This window comes from Arthrobacter sp. 147(2020), from assembly GCF_013116715.1.
Lineage (GTDB): Bacteria > Actinomycetota > Actinomycetes > Actinomycetales > Micrococcaceae > Arthrobacter_D.
On sequence record NZ_JABFOM010000003.1, the window covers coordinates 105,037 to 121,572 of the forward strand.

Below are 16,536 nucleotides of genomic sequence, written 5' to 3' on the forward strand. Positions count from 1 at the left end.
GTACTTTAGCCGAGCGATCCGCTGGCCTGAGGCTCGTCAAGCCGGGGCCCGGCTGCAGCGGCGCTTCAGCTTTCGTTGACAACCAAATGTGACGTGCCTTACTCTGGGAACGTTCACAGATAATCTCGAAGGCGAGCTTTCCGCACGGGTCTGGGAGCGTTCACAGAGCGCTTCACCAGCACCCCGGTCGCCCTCGGCATGAACGTCCATGCACGACTACGAGGAGCCGGGTTGAAACCGAGCACGATGACCGTCACTGACCTCTCCGGCACCGGAGACCTGGTCTTCGGCTGTGACTACAATCCGGAGCAGTGGGACCCGTCCGTGTGGGTCGAGGACGTTCGACTGATGAAAGAAGCGGGCGTCAACTTCGTCGCCATCAACATCTTCGGCTGGGCGGAGCTAGAACCCTCCGAGGGGAGCTTCGAGGTGGACCGCCTCGACGAGGTCATCAACCTCCTGCACGCCAACGGCATCTCGGTGAACTTGGGCACCGGCACATCCTCGCCACCGCCCTGGTTGACCACGCTGCACCCGGACATCCTCCCGCAGATGGCTGACGGCACCCGCCGATGGCCGGGCGGGCGTCAGGCCTGGTGCCCCAGCTCGCCGGTGTTCCGCGAGCGCGCCCTGCGACTCGTGGAACAGGTGGCACGGCGGTATGGGGACCACCCGGCGGTCAGACTCTGGCACGTGTCGAATGAACTCGGCTGCCACAACGCCCTGTGCTACTGCGACGCCTCCGCGGCTGCGTTCCGCCTCTGGCTGCAGGACCGCTACACCACCGTGGTGGCGCTCAACCAGGCCTGGGGGACTTCCTTCTGGAGCCAGCGGTACTCGGACTGGTCCCAGATCCTCCCCCCACGAGCCACCATCTCGGCCCACAACCCCACCCAGGTGCTCGATTTCCACCGGTTCAGCTCCGATAGCCTGCTCGAGTACTACCGGGCCGAGGCCGCCATGATCCGGAGCCACAGCTCCATCCCTGTCACCACCAACTTCATGGTCACCGCTCACATCCGGACTCAGGACTATTGGGCTTGGGCCCCCGAGATGGACGTCATTGCCAACGACCACTACCTCGACCACCGGCTCGACGCGCCTCTGGCCGAACTGGCTTTCGCCGCCGACACCACGCGGGGGCTCGCCCAGGGGAAACCATGGCTACTGATGGAGCATTCCACGGGCGCGGTGAACTGGCAGCCGCGGAACATTGCCAAAGTACCCGGGGAGATGCTGCGTAATTCCCTCGCCCACCTCGCCCGCGGCGCCGACGGACTCTGCTTTTTCCAGTGGCGCGCGTCGCTCCAGGGCAGCGAGAAGTTCCACTCGGCCATGCTGCCGCACGCCGGCACCGACTCACAGACCTGGCGCAACGTCGTCGAGCTCGGCGCTTCCCTCCGGAAGCTGCGCGAAGTCGCGGGCACCACGGTGCGCGCCGGGGTCGCGATCATCTTCAGCTGGGAGGCATGGTGGGCCCACGACCAGGAGTCGCACCCGTCCGGTGACATCAGTTACCTGGATCAGGTCCACGCTGTCTACCAGGCGCTGTGGGAGGCCGGACTCACTGTCGACGTGGTGGCCCCCGGCGCTGATCTCGCCGGCTACCAGCTGGTAGTGGTGCCCAACCTGTACCTGGTGCGCGACGAGCACGCGGCGGTCATCAGCGACTACGTCGACGGCGGCGGATCCGCCGTCGTCACCTTCTTCAGCGGGATCGTCGACGAGAACGAGCGGGTCCGCCCTGGCGGCTACCCGGGCGCCTTCAGGGACCTGCTGGGGATCCGCACTGAAGAGTTCTTTCCCCTCGACCCGGCGCACCCGCTCACGCTGGACAACGGCTCCCCCGCCGCACTGTGGTCGGAGGCGCTACGCCTCACCACTGCGGAAGCACATCTGAGCTACGCGACCGGCGCCCATGCGGGAACGCCCGCGGTGACCCGCAACCAGTTCGGCGCAGGCGTTGCCTGGTACGCGGCGACAGTGCTGGACCCGGGTGTCCTGAAGGACCTGCTGCTCCGCGCCGCGGTGGGAGCCTGCATCCTCCTCCCCGACGCGCAGGCGGGCCTCGAAGCGGTCACCCGCCGCGGGGACGGCCACGAGTATCTCTTCCTGATCAATCACTCCGCCGAGGACCGCAAGCACCGGGTCAGCGGCGTCGAACTTCTCACCGCTGAGCCGGTGAACGGCGTCGTCGTCGTTCCCGCCGGTGCGGTCCGCGTCGTTCGCACCACCCCAGAAATCCCCGACACCGACGGCTCCACCCCGGACCGAAAGGATGCAGGCAATGACAGTCCCTAGCACGGCCGACGCTCCGAAGGCGCCCCCGGTCGCGAGGAAGAACCGTTCGGCCGGAGCGCAGCGCCGCGCCGTGGCCCTGTTCATCGCGCCGTTCGCGGTCCTCTTCCTCGCCTTTTACGCCATCCCGATCGTCTACGCGATCGTGCAGTCGCTACTCACCGTCGAGCGTGAGGGGACGTTCGGCGCCCCCCGCCAGGTCTTCGGCGGCCTGGTGCAGTACGAGCAGGTTTTTCAGGACAGCGCATTCTGGACCTCAGTGGGCCGGGTCCTGCTTTTCGGCGCGGTTCAGGTGCCGATCATGCTCGGTCTCGCCCTCCTGTTTGCGCTGCTCCTGGATTCGCCACTGCTGAAGGGGAAGAAGTTCTTCCGGCTGGCGTTCTTCGCACCCTACGCCGTGCCCGGGGTCATCGCCGCGATCATGTGGGGGTTCCTGTACTCACCGTCGCTGTCCCCCTTCGGCGCTGTGACGTCGAACGTGGACTTCCTCTCGGCCGAACTCGTTCTGTGGGCGATCGCCAATATCGTCACCTGGGTCTATGTCGGGTACAACATGCTCATCATCTACGCCTCACTTCTCGCCATCCCGACAGAAATCTATGAGGCAGCCCGGCTCGACGGCGCGAACAACGTCCAGATCGCCTGGCGCATCAAGATTCCCCTCGTGGTCCCGGCCATCATCCTCACCGCCGTCTTCTCGATCATCGGCACCCTGCAGTTGCTCGCCGAACCGCAGACCCTCCGCAGCTTCAGCTCGGCGATCAACAGCACCTTCACCCCCAACCTCGCCGTCTACACCACCGCTTCGGTCCCGAACTATAACCTCGCGGCGGCGTTCTCGGTGGTCCTGGCACTCGCCACGTTCATCCTCTCCTTCGTCTTCCTGAAGTCGACCCAGCGGAAGGTTACCCAGTGATGTCTTCCTCCACCACCGCCCCTCGGCGCCCACGCGGAGCAGGCCCCACCGAACCGGACGGGGCCGTGGACCACGGCCGCGGGCCACGCCAGAGCATCATGTCCCGCAGCGCCGCAATGCTGGTCATGGGTGTCTTCACCCTGTACTTCCTGACACCCATCTGGTGGCTGCTCACGACGTCGACGAAAACGGGCAGCGAGATCACCTCGACCGTTCCCCTGTGGTTCACCGCCAACTCCTTCGGGACGTTCTTCGACAATCTGGCGCGGCTGTTCACCTACGGGGACGGGCTCTTCGGTCGATGGCTCATCAACTCGGCGATCTACGCCGGCGTCGGTGCACTGATCGGCACGATCGTTGCCGCCATGTGCGGGTATGCCCTCGCCAAGTACGAGTTCAAGGGGCGCGAAGCGATCTTCAACATCGTGCTCAGCGGTGTCCTCGTTCCCGCCACCGCCCTGGCCCTGCCACTGTTCCTGATCTTCAGCCAGGCCAACCTGACCAACACCATGTGGGCGGTGTTTCTGCCCAGCCTGGTGAGCCCGTTCGGGGTCTACCTGGCGCGGATCTACGCGGCGGCCAGCGTCCCCGGCGAACTGCTCGAAGCCGCGAGGCTCGACGGTTCGGGAGAGATCCGCACCTTCTTCACCGTCTCGACACGCCTGATGGCACCGGCACTGGTGACGATCTTCCTGTTCCAGTTCGTCGCGATCTGGAACAACTTCTTCCTGCCGCTCATCATGCTTCGCGACCAGGCACTCTTCCCCGTGACCCTGGGCCTGTACGCCTGGAACAGCCAGATCAGCCAGATCCCCGAACTCCGCATCCTGGTGATCGTTGGAGCGCTCGTCTCGATCGTGCCGCTGATTATCGCGTTCCTCGCGCTTCAGCGTTTCTGGAGCAGCGGACTCGGCGCGGGCGGCGTGAAGTAACACCCACAGATTCATATGACCAGCACTACTGGTGCGGGAGCGTCCGCTTCCGCACTGCACTACCACCGATAGGAAAGACAATGCGCGCGCATTACGGAAAAGTCACCGCGGCCTTTGCCATCTCTGCGCTGGCTCTCACCGGCTGTTCAGCCGGCGGGGACAGTACCGACGCCGGAGCCGAGGCAGCAGCCTGCGAGGCCTCCGACGGCCCGGTCGAGCTCACCTTCACCACCTGGGTTCCAGGAATGGACCAGGTCGTCGAGCTATGGAACGAGGAGAACCCGGATATCCAGGTCACTGTCCAGACCGGCCCCAACGGCAACTCCGGCACCTACCAGAACTTCTTCAACCAGATCCAGGCGGGCAACGCCCCCGACCTGGGCCAGATCGAGTACGACGCACTGCCCAACTTCCGTGTCCAGGACGGCCTGGAGAACATCGCCGAGTGCGAGAACGTCGCAGGGTCAGCGGACCAGTTTGTTGACTGGACGTGGGGCCAGGTGACCTTCGGCGAAGAAGGCTCCGTCTATGCCATCCCGCAGGACAGCGGCCCCATGGCGATGTACTACCGCGCCAACCTGTTCGAGGAAGCAGGCATCGAGGTCCCCACCACCTGGGAGGAATACGCTGCCGCCGCCGAGCAGATCAAGGCCGAGGGCGCCTACATCACCAACTTCCCCAAGACCGACGTCAACTGGTTCGCGGGAATGGTCTGGCAGAACGGTGGCCAGTGGTTCGCCAACGACGGCGAGAGCTGGGACGTCAACCTGACCGGCCCCGAGTCCGAAGAGGTCGCCACCTACTGGCAGGACCTGCTGTCCGAGGACCTGGTCTCCACCCTGCCGTCCTTCTCCGATGAGTGGAACGCGTCCTTCAATGAGGGCCAGCAGTGGACCTGGGTCTCCGCAGTGTGGGGGGCCACAACGCTCTCCGACGGCGCACCCGACACCGCCGGCCAGTGGGCTGTCGCTCCGATGCCCCAGTGGGAAGCTGACTCCCAGGAGGCCGGTAACTGGGGTGGATCCTCCACCGCAGTGCTGAAGGGCTCTGAGCACCCCGCCGAGGCCGCACAGTTCGCCCTGTGGCTCAACACCGACCCTGAGGCCCTCGCGCTGGCCAACGAACTCGGCGGGCTGTACCCGGCAGCGAAGTCGGCAGCCGATCTCGACGCCTTTGCCGGTGGAGTGGAGTTCTACGGTGGGCAGGAAATCTACGATGTCTTCGCTGAAGCGTCGGCCAATGTGGATCCCGACTTCACCTGGGGACCAACCATGACGCAGACCTACACCGACGTCTCTGACGGTTTTGGTGCAGCAATCGGCGGGTCCGGCACGCTGATGGATGCGCTCGCTGAAGGACAGCAGCAAACCATCGACGCGTTGAAGGCCCAGTCAATCCCTGTCAACGAGTGACACAGGTCAGCTAACCGCTGAGGACGAGACCTGGAGAGGCATGATCGATGCCGCTCCAGGTCTCGTCGCCGTTAACCCGCAGGGTGTTGGCCCGCAGCGTGCAGGAAATCGGTCGTGACCTGAGCGAGAGCCAGGCGTGCAGCCTCGTCGGAAATGGTCGGGTCACCATCACCGAAGATGGACCGGTAGGCACCGAACTGGCTGTGTTCCATGCCCTCGATTTCGACGACGTCGGCGCTGATCCCGGCGTCGGCGAGTCGCTCCTTGACCACCTGGGTGGGAACGATGCCGTCCCTGCTGCCCGTGACCGCCAGTACCTCACGGCCGGCGGCGCCGGTGAGGACCACCTCGTCGTCGGGAAACGCGGCCCAGAGCAGCAGCCCTTTAAATTCCGGGTGGGTGTCGAAGTAGTGTGCCGCAGTAATCCCGCCCAGGGAGTGACCGCCGATCCACCATGAGGTCACGTCCGGTTCGGCGGCAACGATCCCCGCCGCGGCGTCGTCGCGCAGCGAGGCGAACCCGAACGGCATCTCGGCCAGGTAGACAGCGACTCCCGTCGCCTCGACGATCGGGGCCCACGACGCCAGGTACCCCTCGGGAGTGGCCCGTGCGCCCTGGTAGAAAATGATTCCGGTCTCCGGTGTTGTTCCGGCCGGCAGCACGGCAAGGTACCCGTCCCGATCGAGCACCTGGACCGCCGGGTCCGCCCGGACCGCTGCCTCAGTGGTCTCCTCGGCCGGCGACGGCGTGAGCACCACCGCCGCTGCGGCAACTACCACGGCCAGGAACACCAGGACGAGCACGGTCAGTACCCGCCGGAGTCGCCGCCGCTTCGTTCTCCGCGCGGGTGGCGGCGCATCGGTTGGCATGATCCAAGGGTACGCTCGCCGCTTTCCGGCGAGCGGCTCAGCAGCCCGTTCCGGCGTCGTACCCCATCGTTGCTACAGGCAGTCGCCCGGGAGCGGATGCCGCGCCAGTGAGCACATCCAGTACCGCGGCGAAGGCGCCCGGCGAGTTTCCATACGCGGCGATCTCCACTGGAGCGTCCACCGTATCCAGGGCCCACGGCGCATCCAGTCCCACGGCAAGGTCCGCCGTGGCGCCCGCACCATCCGCCCCCACGAGGGCGACTGAGGTACCGCCGGCTCCTACGGTGACCCCGCGCTCGGCAGCTGCCGCGGTGAAGCGTTCGACGTCGGCGGCGGTGCCCCCAACGATTGACGCCGTCCCGTTCAGCAGATCCCCCTCACACGCTCCGCTGAGGACGGTGATGCCAGCAGCGGATGCGTTTTCGCTGGCCGGTCCATGGTCCCCGGGCGCGGCTGTCTCGGCATCGGCGGCCAGTTCGGCCTGCCACATCATCAGGGTGACCACCCGGGTGGCGGCTTCGGTCAGCCGTTCGCCGGGGAGGGTTCCATCCTGGATCGCTGCAACAATCCCCGCGTGGGCCGCATAGGCGTCCGTGGGCATCAGGAGCAGGTCGGCGCCGGCCGCCAGGGCCTGTGCTGCCGCCTCGCCACCCGGGTAGAGCTGCTCCACCGCTGCCATGTTAAGGGCGTCGGTGACCACCACCCCGTCGAAGCCCAGATCGCGCAGCGCATCATAGTTCGGGGCCGACACGGAGGACGGCACCCCGGGGTCGAGGGCTTCCACCGCGATGTGGCCCATCATCATCACCGGCACCCCGGCGTCGGCTGCAGCCCTGAACGGTGCCCAGTCGCGGTCCTCGAGCTGCGCCAGCGAAGCGGTCTGCACCGGCAGTTCCAGGTGCGAGTCGGCGGGGACCGAGCCGTGCCCGGGGAAATGCTTGACGCTGGGCAGGACTCCCGCTGCGAGCATCCCGGTCACGGCCGCGGGACCCAGGTCGCCCACCAGCTCCGGGTCATCCGAGTAGGCCCGCGCCCCGATGGTGGGGTCGTCGGGGCCGGTGGTGACATCCACTGACGGGGCGTGGTTCATGGTGAAGCCAAGACCGGCCAGTTCCGAGTTCATAGCGGCCATTGAGGTTTCCAGCAGGGCTGGGTCATTTGCCGCGCCGTAGGTCATCGGGGTGGGCCAGGACGTGAGCGGGGAACCCAGCCGTGCAACCTGACCGCCCTCCTGGTCAACCGACACCACAGCTGGCCAGGTCCTGCCATCCGCGGCCACCGCCTCAGTGAAACCGCGGGTCACTGCGGTCATGGCCACCGGGTCGACCGCGCCGTTGGCGGTGAGCGGCACGTTGTCGCCCATCACAATGCTGCCCGCGAGGTGAAGGTCGCGGATCGCCTGCTCCTGTCCTGCGGGGTCGGTGCCGGCATAGAAGCCGACCATCACCTGGCCGGCCAGCTCCTCGGTGGTCATGCCAGCAACTGCCGCGGCGGCGTCGTCGTAATTCTTGGTACTGGGACCCCAGGGCAGCCGGGTACCGGCGGTCGCGGTGGACCCGGGGGTAACGGTTGCGGAAGCTGACGGGCCCGACGACGTCGGCGCTGTCGCGGAGGGGGCAATGGGGCCGCCCCCACCGGGGGTGCACGCCGATAGGAACAGGACGGTCAGGACCGCCATTCCCGCCTGGCGTGAGCCCCGACGGTGTGACCGATCCCCAGTGTTCGCCCGGTGGGCTGCGCTTTTCACCCTATCGATGCTACTCCTGCACTAATATTGGGACAGTTCTCTTCCGCGGATGCCGCGCTACCGAGGCACATTTCCCCTTACAGTCCGGTACCGGTCAGGAGCCACCTAGATGAAGATCGAATTCGCGCAGTCAGCACAGTCCACCCTCGGAGTGGAATGGGAGCTGGCCCTGGTGGACCGCTACAACGGTGATCTGGTGTCGGTGGCCAACCAGGTGTTGAGGGGTGTGGCGGCCAACCATCCGGAACTCCAGGAGGATGAGGAGCACCCGCACATCAAGCAGGAGTTGCTCCTGAACACGGTGGAGCTGGTCACCGGGATCTGCCACACGGTCGCCGATGCCAAGGCGGACCTGTCCCGCTCACTGGCCGCGGTCCGGGAGGTGACCGACCCGATGGGCGTGGAACTGTTCTCGGCCGGATCGCACCCGTTCAGCGTGCCCAGGTCGCAGCCGGTCACCGACAAGGAACGCTACTTCAAACTCATCGACCGCACCCAGTGGTGGGGCCAGCAGATGGTCATCTACGGCGTGCATGTCCACGTGGGACTGGACCGCCGGGACAAGGCCATGCCGGTGCTCGACGGGCTCGTCAACTATGTGCCGCATTTTCAGGCGCTGTCGGCGTCGTCGCCGTTCTGGGGTGGCGACGACACGGGCTACGCCTCGCAGCGCTCCCTGATGTTCCAGCAGTTGCCCACGGCCGGGCTTCCCTTCCAGTTCCCCTCCTGGGCGGAGTACGAGTCCTACGTGCAGGACATGTTCACCACCGGTGTGATCGATGCCGTGAACGAGATCCGCTGGGATATCCGACCCGTCGCCAACCTGGGGACCATCGAGATGCGGGTGTGCGACGGCCTGTCGACCCTCCAGGATGTGGGGGCGATCGCGGCGCTGACCCAGTGCCTTGTCGACGAATTCTCCACCACCCTCGACAACGGCGGGACCATTCCCACCATGCCGCCGTGGCACGTGCAGGAAAACAAGTGGCGTGCCGCCCGCTATGGGATGGAAGCCATCATCATCCTCGATGCGCAAGGCAACGAGCAGCTCGTCACGGATCACCTGGTCGAGGTGCTGGACCGGCTGCAGCCGGTGGCGAAGAAGCTGGGCTGCGTCGAGGAGCTCGGTGACGTGGAGAAAATCCTCACCCGCGGCGCCGGCTATCAGCGGCAGCGCCGAATTGCCGCCGAGCACGACGGCGACCTGAGCGCCGTCGTCCTCGACATGGTGGCGCAGCTCCGCGAGTAGCTCTCCCCGCCCCCGCCCGGTCAGAAATCCGGTCAGGCGTAGACGCTGGTCACCGGGAGGGAAGAGTCGGTGGCGAACCCGATCCCGGTAGGCTCCCCACCGTCCATCACTATCTGCGCACCCAGGGCGGCCACCATGGCGCCGTTGTCGGTGCAGAGGGACAGCGGCGGAACGGTGAGCGTGATCCCGGCTGCGGCGCACCGCTGACCGGTCAGGGTCCTCAGCCGTGAGTTGGCGGCCACCCCACCCCCGAGCAGCAGGCTGGTGATCCCGTGCTCGCGGCATGCCAGCACCGCCTTGGAGGTGATCACGTCCACCACCGCCTCCTGGAAGGAGGCCGCGATATCGGCAACGGGGGGCTCAACACCGTCAGCCTCGTACTGCTCGACGCAGCGGGCGACGGCGGTCTTCAGTCCGCTGAACGAGAAGTCATACCGGTGTGGGCCGGGCTGCTCCGCCGTGCCCAGGTACTTGGGTTGGGTGAGGCCGCGGGGAAAGCGGATCGCCTTGGGATCTCCCTCGGCCGCGAGGCGGTCGATCGCCGGACCGCCCGGGTAACCGAGACCGAGGATGCGCGCCACCTTGTCGTACGCCTCCCCTGCGGCGTCATCGATGGTACAGCCCAGCAGCTCGACGTCGGAGGTAAGGCTGTTGACCCGCAGAATTTCCGTGTGGCCACCCGACACCAGCAGCGCGCCGAGGTTCGGTGGCAGTCCCTCCGGGAAGGCCGCGTCAAGCACCCCCACCCCCACGTGCGCAACCAGGTGGTTGACCGCATAGAGGGGCTTCCCGGTGGCCAGGGCCAGCGCCTTGGCAGCGGAGACGCCCACCATCAGCGCACCGGACAGCCCCGGACCGGAGGTCACGGCAATCGCGTCGACGTCCGCGAGGGTGACTGAAGCCTCGGCGAGCGCCTGCCGCAGGGTGGGCACGAAGGCGTCGAGGTGCGCCCGGGAGGCGATCTCGGGGATCACTCCCCCGAACCTGACGTGCTCGTCCATCGAGGAGGACACAGTGTTGGCGAGCAGCTGCGTACCGCGGACGACTCCGACACCAGTCTCGTCGCAGGAGGACTCGATCCCCAGGACCAGCGGATTGTCACGGTTCACAGGATCAGCCTCATTACCCAGGCGTCGACGCCGTCTCGATAGTACTTCCGGCGGGTGTGGATATGCTCAAACCCGTTGCGCAGGTACAGGTCCTGGGCGCGCGGGTTGTCCGCCCGCACCTCCAGCAGGACCTCGGCGGCGCCCCGCCGGCGTGCCTCGGCGAGCAGTTCGGTCAGCATGGCGCTGCCGATGCCCCGGCCCTCGCACTCGGGGAGCACACCAATCGTCTGGATGTCTGCAGTTGTCGCCACGACCATCACTCCGGCGTAGCCGACCATGCGGCCGTCAACCTCGGCCACGAGGTAGCGGCGGGTGTGGGTCTGGGAAACCTCGTCGAGGAACATTTCCAGCGGCCAGGCGTCCACGGGGAACAGCTCCAGTTCCAGCTGGGCGACGGCCGGCACATCCTCCAGTAGCAGGTCGCGCAGTGAAAAGGTCATGCGGTGGCTCTCTTCCGTGGGCCGGGGACCCGCGCGTCGGACTCCCTGAGGTACAGCGGCGAGGTGTCGAGGAGGTCAAGCCCGGCAGTGAGCCGGCGGTAGGCCGAGCGGCCCAGGGCGGCCGCAGACGGGTGGACGTCGGTGAACCCGTCCACCCCGGCGAGCTCCTCGGGGTAAAGCCCGGCGCCCTTCCCGTAGGCGGGGAGGGACGGTAGCGACGACGGCGCTCCCACTTCGGGGCCGGCCAGCAGGTCCGGGAGGCCGCCGTCGGCGCGGTAGCGGGCCCAGTAGACCTCCTTCCGGCGGGCGTCGGTGGCGACGAGGAACTCACCGGACCCGAGGTGTGCTGCGGCATCCTCGGCGATCGAGTCGAGGCTCATCACACCGTGGAGGGGCACCTCCCAGACGTAGGCGAGGGTCCGGGCGGTGGCCAGCCCTGCCCGCAGTCCGGTGAAGGGGCCGGGACCAACCCCCACGACAATCGCGTCCAGGGCTGTTCCGGCGATCCCTTCCCGGGCCAACAGGCCGGCGACGGCGGGGGCCAGGACTTCCGCGTGGCTGCGGGTGTCCTCGGTGGCAAAATTCCCGGTCACGACGCCGTCCCGCACCAGGGCGGCGCTCGCCGCGGCGGAGGTATCGAGGGACAAGATCAGCATTCTGCCAGCCTAATCGAGCAGGCCGACGGCGGGCCGCGTATTCGCCCAGCGCTGACCGAAGGCGGTGATGAGCACCTCGCGGGGTTCGTCGTCGTCGTCGGTCTCCGGCGACGACGAGGGGACTGGCTGCGAGCCCACGGGCCGCTCCAGGCGGATCTCCAGGCGGTTGGCGGCCAGGTGCTCCACCCTCCCAGCACCCCATTCCACGACGGTGACGCTGGAGTCCATCGTCGATTCCAGGTCGAGGTCGTCAATGTCGGCGGCTGATTCCAGCCGGTAGGCGTCGACGTGCACCAGGGCCGGTCCGCCGGAGAGCGGAGGGTGTACCCGGACCAGCACGAAGGTCGGCGAGATGATGCCGGGGCGGACCCCCAGCCCCCGCCCGAGTCCCTGGGTGAAGGTGGTCTTGCCTGCGCCCAGCCCGCCGGTGAGGATCAGCAGGTCACCTGCGGCGAGGTCACCGCCGAGACCGGCCGCGAAGCGCTGCAGTTCGGCCACCGAGTGGACGGTGAGGGTGCGGGTCCACTGCTGTCCGTCGACGCCGTTACTGGGCTGCACTGGTGTCCGTCCCGTTGAGGTAGGTCCGTTGGACGCGGCCGCTGATCCTGGTCACAATCTCGTAGTTGATGGATCGGCTGGCGTCGGCCCAGTCATCGGCCGACGGTTCGTCGGCGTTGCCGCCGAACAGGACGGCGGGGAGCCCCAGGACGCTCTGCTCAGTTCCGGCGATCCCGGTGGCCTGCAGATCGATCACCAGCTGGTCCATGGCGATCTTTCCCACCACCGGGTAGGTGCGACCGCCCACCAGGACGGGAGCACCGGTCGCCACCCGGGGGACGCCGTCGGCATAGCCCACCGGGATCAGGGCGAGGGTGGTGGGCCGGGTCGTGCGGTAGGTGAGCCCGTAGGAGACCCCCTGTCCGGCCGGGACCTCCTTACAGCTGGCCACCGACGTCACGAAGCGCATGGCCGGGCGCAGGCCGAGCCCTGCGGAGCTCTGACCGTGGAACGGTGACAGTCCGTAGATGCCGAGACCCACCCGCACCAGGTCGAAGTGGGTGTCGGGGCGGGACAGGGCTCCGGGGGTGTTGGCGAGGTGCCGGAGTTCAACGTCGACGCCGGCGTTCTCCGCGGCGGCGACAGCCTCCCGGAACCGGCGGACCTGCTCGTCGGTCTCGTGGCGGTCGGGTTCGTCGGCGACGGCGAGGTGGGAGAAGATTCCGACCACGCGCAGCAGGCCCTCCTCCTGGTACTGCAGGGCAAGGCTGAGCAGGGCTTCCCACTGTTCCGGCGGGCAGCCGTTGCGGCCCAGACCGGTGTCGATCTTCAGGTGGACCCTGGCCGGGCGTTCCTCGCGCCGGGCGGCTGCCGCCAGGTGCCCGAGCTCCCAGCCGGAGACGCCGATGTCGATGCTCTCCCGGATGGCTGCACCGAAGTCGGACTCGACGGTGTGCAGCCAGGCCAGGATGGGGGCGTCGATGCCTGCTTCCCGCAGCCGGAGCGCCTCCGTGATGTGGGCGACCCCCAGCCAGGTGGCACCCGACTGAAGTGCCGCGCGGGCCACCGGGAGCGCCCCGTGCCCGTAACCGTCGGCTTTGACAACCGCCATCACCCGGGCGGGACTGACGACGTCGGCGATGTGCCTGACATTGTGGCGCACCGCTGACAGATCGATCTCCACCCGGCGTTCAACGGGCGGGGGAACAGTAGAGAAACTCACTGGTCCATTCTGTCATTTCTGCTGCGTGCGGAACGCAGCCGGTCCAGCGCGCTGGCCGTGAAGCCCCGGCGGGAAACGCAGGGTCAGGCGTCGGACTGGTGGGCGATGGTCGCCGAGGCGCGCCGGACGGCTCCCGGCGGGACCCCGGCGATCATGTCCTCGAGGAATTCGTAGCGCCGCAGCCACTGTTTCCGCACGTTCTCCCGGGAGGCGCTCATCCGGTGCCACCAGTCGGCGATATCGCCCCAGCCGGGCGCGGCCAGCGATCCCCCGACCTCCTGGACGGAGAGGGCGGCGCACAGGTTCGCGAACCGGAGCCGGTCCGCCAGGGAAAACCCGGCGAGCTCCCCCATCACGAAGGCAGCGCCGAAGCAGTCGCCCGCACCGGTCGGGTCGTACGCCTTCACCGGGAGGGCGGGAACCCACTCCTCCTCACCAGTGATCGAGTCGATGGCGATCGCTCCCTGCTGGCCCACGGTGACCACTGCCACCGGCACCCGGTCGGCGAGCGCGTACAGCGCCGCCCACGGGTCGTCGGTGCGGGTGTACGCCATCGCTTCGATGTCGTTGGGCATGAACGCGTGGAAGTACTGCAGGGTGTCCAGGGCACTGCCCGCCCACTGGCCGGTCGGGTCCCACCCCACATCGCCGAAAAGCCGGGTACCGCTGGCCTGCGCGGCCAGGGCCCAGGGGGCAAGCTCCGGTTCGACGCTGACGACGGCGGCACGGCAGCGTGGGGGCGGGTCGCCGATGAGGTCGGTGGCGGACATCGGTGACGGATGGCCGTGGGTCACCATCGAGCGATCCCGCTGGACGGACAGTGACACGGTGACCGGCGAGTGCCAGTTCTCGAACGTCCTCGACCGGGACAGGTCAACGTATTCCTGATCGCGGAGGATGCCCTTGTTGTAGTCGCCGTAGCCGTCGTCCCCGAATGCCGCCGACAGGGTGGTGCGCAACCCGAGGCGGCTCGCAGCGATCGCCTGGTTAGCGACACCGCCGGGGCAGGACCCCATCCCGTCCGCCCACACCTCGGTGCCGGGTGACGGCAGATGTTCGAGGCCCGTGAAAACAATGTCAAGGAACACCGACCCGCTCAGAAGCAGGTCAAACTCCGGGTCGGCCGCGGTGCGGCTATCGGCCAGTGGATCGAAACGATGCGCGGTGCCCATGTACGGCACAATACTCTTAGGCTCACCGCACCCAGCAACCGGAGCGGACCTGGCCTGCCCTGAGGGGAACACCGACAGCGTGGAGGGTCAATGAAACTGGTCATCGTGGGAGGCGGCGGGTTCAGGGTGCCCCTGGTGTACCGGGCCCTGTCAACGGGGCAGTTCGCCGGGCTCATCGACCAGGTGGTGCTGCACGATGCTGAGCCCACCCGGTTGGACGCCATCGCCCGGGTCCTGAACACCATGCCGCTGCCCGCCGGGTCCAGCCGCCCCCACCTCGAGACCGAGACCCGGCTCGAAGCTGCGCTGGTGGGGGCGGACGTCGTGTTCGCCGCCATCCGCAGCGGAGGGGCCGCGGGACGCGTGATTGACGAGCGGGTGGCGCTGGCCGAGGGTCTGCTGGGCCAGGAGACGGTCGGTGCGGGCGGTATCTCCTACGCCCTCCGGTCGGTGCCCCAGATGCTCGCGGTGGCCGAGTCCATGCGGCGGGTCTGCCCAGACGCGTGGCTGATCAACTTCACCAACCCGGCGGGGATGGTGACCCGGGCCGTGCAGGGGGTGCTCGGCGACACGGCGATCGGGATCTGCGATTCAGCCTCCGGTCTGGTGTCACGGGCCGCCCACGCGGCGGGGGTGCCACTGAAGGAGGGGTCGCTCGCCGGGGTGGACTACGTGGGGTTGAACCACCTGGGCTGGCTGCGGGGACTGACCTTTGACGGCGCCGACCGGCTGCCGGAGCTCCTGGCCGACCCGCAGCGACTGGCGTCCTTCGAGGAGGGTCGGGTCTTCGGCCCTGACCTGCCGCAGCTCCTGCGGGCCATCCCGAACGAGTACCTGTTCTACTACTACTTCCACCGTGAGGCAGTGCGCTCGCTGGCTGGCTCAGCGGAAACGCGGGGGGCGTTCCTGCACCGTCAGCAGGAGGGACTCTACACGGAACTGTTGACCACCCCTGAGCCCTTTGCGGTGTGGGAGGGGGCACGCCTCGCCCGGGAGGAAGGTTACCTGGCGGAAGCCCGTCCGGACGCCGCGGTGCGGGACGAAGCCGACCTGGCCGGTGGTGGCTACGAGCGGATTGCCCTCGCGGCGATGCGGGCCCTGCTCACTGGACAAACCACCGAGCTGATCGTCAATGTCCGGAACAACGGTGCGCTGCCCTCGCTAGCGGCGGACGCCGTCGTCGAGGTCCCGGCCCGCCTGGACCGGACGGGGGCGACGCCGCTGCCCGCCAACCCCCTCGCCCCACACCAGCTGGGTCTGATGGCGCAGGTGCTGGCCGTCGAGGAAGCGGTGGTGCAGGCGGCGGTGCACGCTGACCGGGACGCCGCCCTGCGGGCGTTCCTGCTGCATCCACTGATCGATTCCGCGCACGCTGCCACCCGGCTGTTGAGGGGCTACGAACGGGAATTCCCCGACCTGGCAGCCTTTTGGAAGTAGCTGCTCTCCCGGCGGGAATCGCGGGAGGTCAGAGGTCGCGGAACATGATGTGCAGCCCGACGAACCCCTCGACCGGGTGCCTGAAGGCTCCGGGGACGGTGGCGAGGATCGTGAAACCGAGTGACTCCCACAGGCGAACCGCCCGGGTGTTGGCCGCCACGACCGCGTTGAACTGCATGGCACGGTACCCCTGCTCACGGGCCTCCGCCAGGACATGTGCGGCCAGTGCCCGGCCGACGCCCCGGCCCCCGGCGTCACCGGCCACCATGAAACTGGCGTTGGCCACGTGGGCCCCGCCTCCACCCCGGTTAGCGTGCAGCTGCGCGGTCCCGACGACGGCGCGATGCCCGCCGGCACCGTTGGACGCCTCAGCTCCGACGAACGCCTCGGCGACGTAAACCCGCATCGTCGGGTCGGCCGGAGCCAGCCACTCGGTCCGTCCCCGGGCCTCCGACAGGCCGGTGTCCCAGCAGTAGGTCTCCCCCGCCCGGGCCACCGGTTCCATGATGGCCCACAGCGCGGGCCAGTCCGCTTCGGTGGCGGGGCGGAGGTGCAGTGCACCCTCGGTGGTCATCAGCG

15 protein-coding genes are annotated in these 16,536 nt (G+C 67.9%); 6 read left to right on the forward strand and 9 right to left on the reverse strand.

The features are described from left to right. The first annotated feature begins 246 nt into the window (after positions 1-246). From HMI58_RS03955 to HMI58_RS03970, 4 genes are all read left to right on the forward strand, one after another. A complete protein-coding gene (locus HMI58_RS03955) occupies positions 247-2,301 on the forward strand; it encodes a beta-galactosidase (RefSeq protein WP_171618277.1) in 2,055 nt (684 codons plus the stop codon). After that, on the forward strand, positions 2,279-3,214 hold the full coding sequence (locus HMI58_RS03960) for a sugar ABC transporter permease (protein ID WP_171583955.1): 936 nt from the start codon (positions 2,279-2,281) through the stop codon (positions 3,212-3,214). The genes HMI58_RS03955 and HMI58_RS03960 overlap by 23 nt, the downstream gene beginning before the upstream one ends. Continuing rightward, positions 3,211-4,146 (forward strand): carbohydrate ABC transporter permease, encoded by a 936-nt coding sequence (locus HMI58_RS03965; protein WP_318779122.1) that lies wholly within the window; start codon positions 3,211-3,213, stop codon positions 4,144-4,146. Before HMI58_RS03960 ends, HMI58_RS03965 begins: the two co-directional genes overlap by 4 nt. 80 nt (positions 4,147-4,226) lie before the next feature. Next, the gene (locus HMI58_RS03970; RefSeq protein ID WP_171618226.1) at positions 4,227-5,558 is read left to right on the forward strand and encodes an extracellular solute-binding protein; all 1,332 of its coding nucleotides are present in this window, start codon (positions 4,227-4,229) and stop codon (positions 5,556-5,558) included. 71 nt (positions 5,559-5,629) lie between these two features. Here HMI58_RS03970 and HMI58_RS03975 read toward each other — a convergent pair whose 3' ends face one another. Both HMI58_RS03975 and HMI58_RS03980 read right to left on the reverse strand, forming a co-directional pair. Continuing rightward, positions 5,630-6,427 (reverse strand): alpha/beta hydrolase, encoded by a 798-nt coding sequence (locus HMI58_RS03975; RefSeq protein ID WP_171618227.1) that lies wholly within the window; start codon positions 6,425-6,427, stop codon positions 5,630-5,632. A 37-nt stretch (positions 6,428-6,464) separates the two neighbouring features. After that, complete coding sequence (locus tag HMI58_RS03980; RefSeq protein WP_318779121.1) at positions 6,465-8,174, reverse strand: glycoside hydrolase family 3 N-terminal domain-containing protein; 1,710 nt, start codon at positions 8,172-8,174, stop codon at positions 6,465-6,467. A 109-nt stretch (positions 8,175-8,283) separates the two neighbouring features. Here HMI58_RS03980 and HMI58_RS03985 point away from each other — a divergent pair, with 109 nt between their 5' ends. Next, positions 8,284-9,423: a glutamate--cysteine ligase gene (locus tag HMI58_RS03985; protein WP_171618228.1), complete on the forward strand. Its 1,140-nt coding sequence runs from the start codon at positions 8,284-8,286 to the stop codon at positions 9,421-9,423. 32 nt (positions 9,424-9,455) lie between these two features. Here HMI58_RS03985 and tsaD read toward each other — a convergent pair whose 3' ends face one another. From tsaD to HMI58_RS04015, 6 genes are all read right to left on the reverse strand, one after another. Continuing rightward, positions 9,456-10,532 (reverse strand): tRNA (adenosine(37)-N6)-threonylcarbamoyltransferase complex transferase subunit TsaD, encoded by a 1,077-nt coding sequence (tsaD, locus tag HMI58_RS03990; protein ID WP_171618229.1) that lies wholly within the window; start codon positions 10,530-10,532, stop codon positions 9,456-9,458. Next, positions 10,529-10,972, reverse strand: coding sequence for a ribosomal protein S18-alanine N-acetyltransferase (gene rimI, locus HMI58_RS03995; protein WP_171583950.1), 444 nt, complete (start codon positions 10,970-10,972; stop codon positions 10,529-10,531). Before rimI ends, tsaD begins: the two co-directional genes overlap by 4 nt. Next, positions 10,969-11,628 carry a tRNA (adenosine(37)-N6)-threonylcarbamoyltransferase complex dimerization subunit type 1 TsaB gene (gene tsaB, locus HMI58_RS04000; protein WP_171583949.1) on the reverse strand — a complete coding sequence of 220 codons (660 nt, stop codon included), beginning with the start codon at positions 11,626-11,628 and terminating at the stop codon, positions 10,969-10,971. Before tsaB ends, rimI begins: the two co-directional genes overlap by 4 nt. Positions 11,629-11,637: 9 nt before the next feature. Further along, on the reverse strand, positions 11,638-12,126 hold the full coding sequence (tsaE, locus tag HMI58_RS04005; RefSeq protein ID WP_318779125.1) for a tRNA (adenosine(37)-N6)-threonylcarbamoyltransferase complex ATPase subunit type 1 TsaE: 489 nt from the start codon (positions 12,124-12,126) through the stop codon (positions 11,638-11,640). 46 nt (positions 12,127-12,172) lie between these two features. Then, positions 12,173-13,348 carry an alanine racemase gene (alr, locus tag HMI58_RS04010; protein WP_171618230.1) on the reverse strand — a complete coding sequence of 392 codons (1,176 nt, stop codon included), beginning with the start codon at positions 13,346-13,348 and terminating at the stop codon, positions 12,173-12,175. Positions 13,349-13,431: 83 nt separating this feature from the next. After that, the gene (locus HMI58_RS04015; RefSeq protein ID WP_171583946.1) at positions 13,432-14,520 is read right to left on the reverse strand and encodes a carbohydrate kinase family protein; all 1,089 of its coding nucleotides are present in this window, start codon (positions 14,518-14,520) and stop codon (positions 13,432-13,434) included. A gap of 90 nt (positions 14,521-14,610) precedes the next feature. On the opposite strand from HMI58_RS04015, the gene HMI58_RS04020 reads away from it, so the two are divergent. Next, positions 14,611-15,957, forward strand: a complete 1,347-nt coding sequence (locus HMI58_RS04020) for a 6-phospho-beta-glucosidase (RefSeq protein WP_171618231.1) — start codon at positions 14,611-14,613, stop codon at positions 15,955-15,957. Between the two features lie 28 nt (positions 15,958-15,985). On the opposite strand, the gene HMI58_RS04025 is transcribed toward HMI58_RS04020, so the two are convergent. Continuing rightward, positions 15,986-16,531: a GNAT family N-acetyltransferase gene (locus HMI58_RS04025; RefSeq protein ID WP_171618232.1), complete on the reverse strand. Its 546-nt coding sequence runs from the start codon at positions 16,529-16,531 to the stop codon at positions 15,986-15,988. Between the last annotated feature and the right edge of the window lie 5 nt (positions 16,532-16,536).

What these genes read in the sequence shown, in the direction of transcription:
- HMI58_RS03970 (WP_171618226.1), top strand. Translation starts at nt 4,227, where the DNA reads ATGCGCGCGCATTACGGAAAAGTCACCGCGGCCTTTGCCATCTCTGCG.
- HMI58_RS04020 (WP_171618231.1), top strand. Translation starts at nt 14,611, where the DNA reads ATGAAACTGGTCATCGTGGGAGGCGGCGGGTTCAGGGTGCCCCTGGTG.
- HMI58_RS04025 (WP_171618232.1), bottom strand. Translation starts at nt 16,531, where the DNA reads ATGACCACCGAGGGTGCACTGCACCTCCGCCCCGCCACCGAAGCGGAC.
- HMI58_RS04015 (WP_171583946.1), bottom strand. Translation starts at nt 14,520, where the DNA reads ATGGGCACCGCGCATCGTTTCGATCCACTGGCCGATAGCCGCACCGCG.
- tsaB (WP_171583949.1), bottom strand. Translation starts at nt 11,628, where the DNA reads ATGCTGATCTTGTCCCTCGATACCTCCGCCGCGGCGAGCGCCGCCCTG.
- HMI58_RS03960 (WP_171583955.1), top strand. Translation starts at nt 2,279, where the DNA reads ATGCAGGCAATGACAGTCCCTAGCACGGCCGACGCTCCGAAGGCGCCC.
- HMI58_RS03975 (WP_171618227.1), bottom strand. Translation starts at nt 6,427, where the DNA reads ATGCCAACCGATGCGCCGCCACCCGCGCGGAGAACGAAGCGGCGGCGA.
- HMI58_RS03955 (WP_171618277.1), top strand. Translation starts at nt 247, where the DNA reads ATGACCGTCACTGACCTCTCCGGCACCGGAGACCTGGTCTTCGGCTGT.
- rimI (WP_171583950.1), bottom strand. Translation starts at nt 10,972, where the DNA reads ATGACCTTTTCACTGCGCGACCTGCTACTGGAGGATGTGCCGGCCGTC.
- HMI58_RS03985 (WP_171618228.1), top strand. Translation starts at nt 8,284, where the DNA reads ATGAAGATCGAATTCGCGCAGTCAGCACAGTCCACCCTCGGAGTGGAA.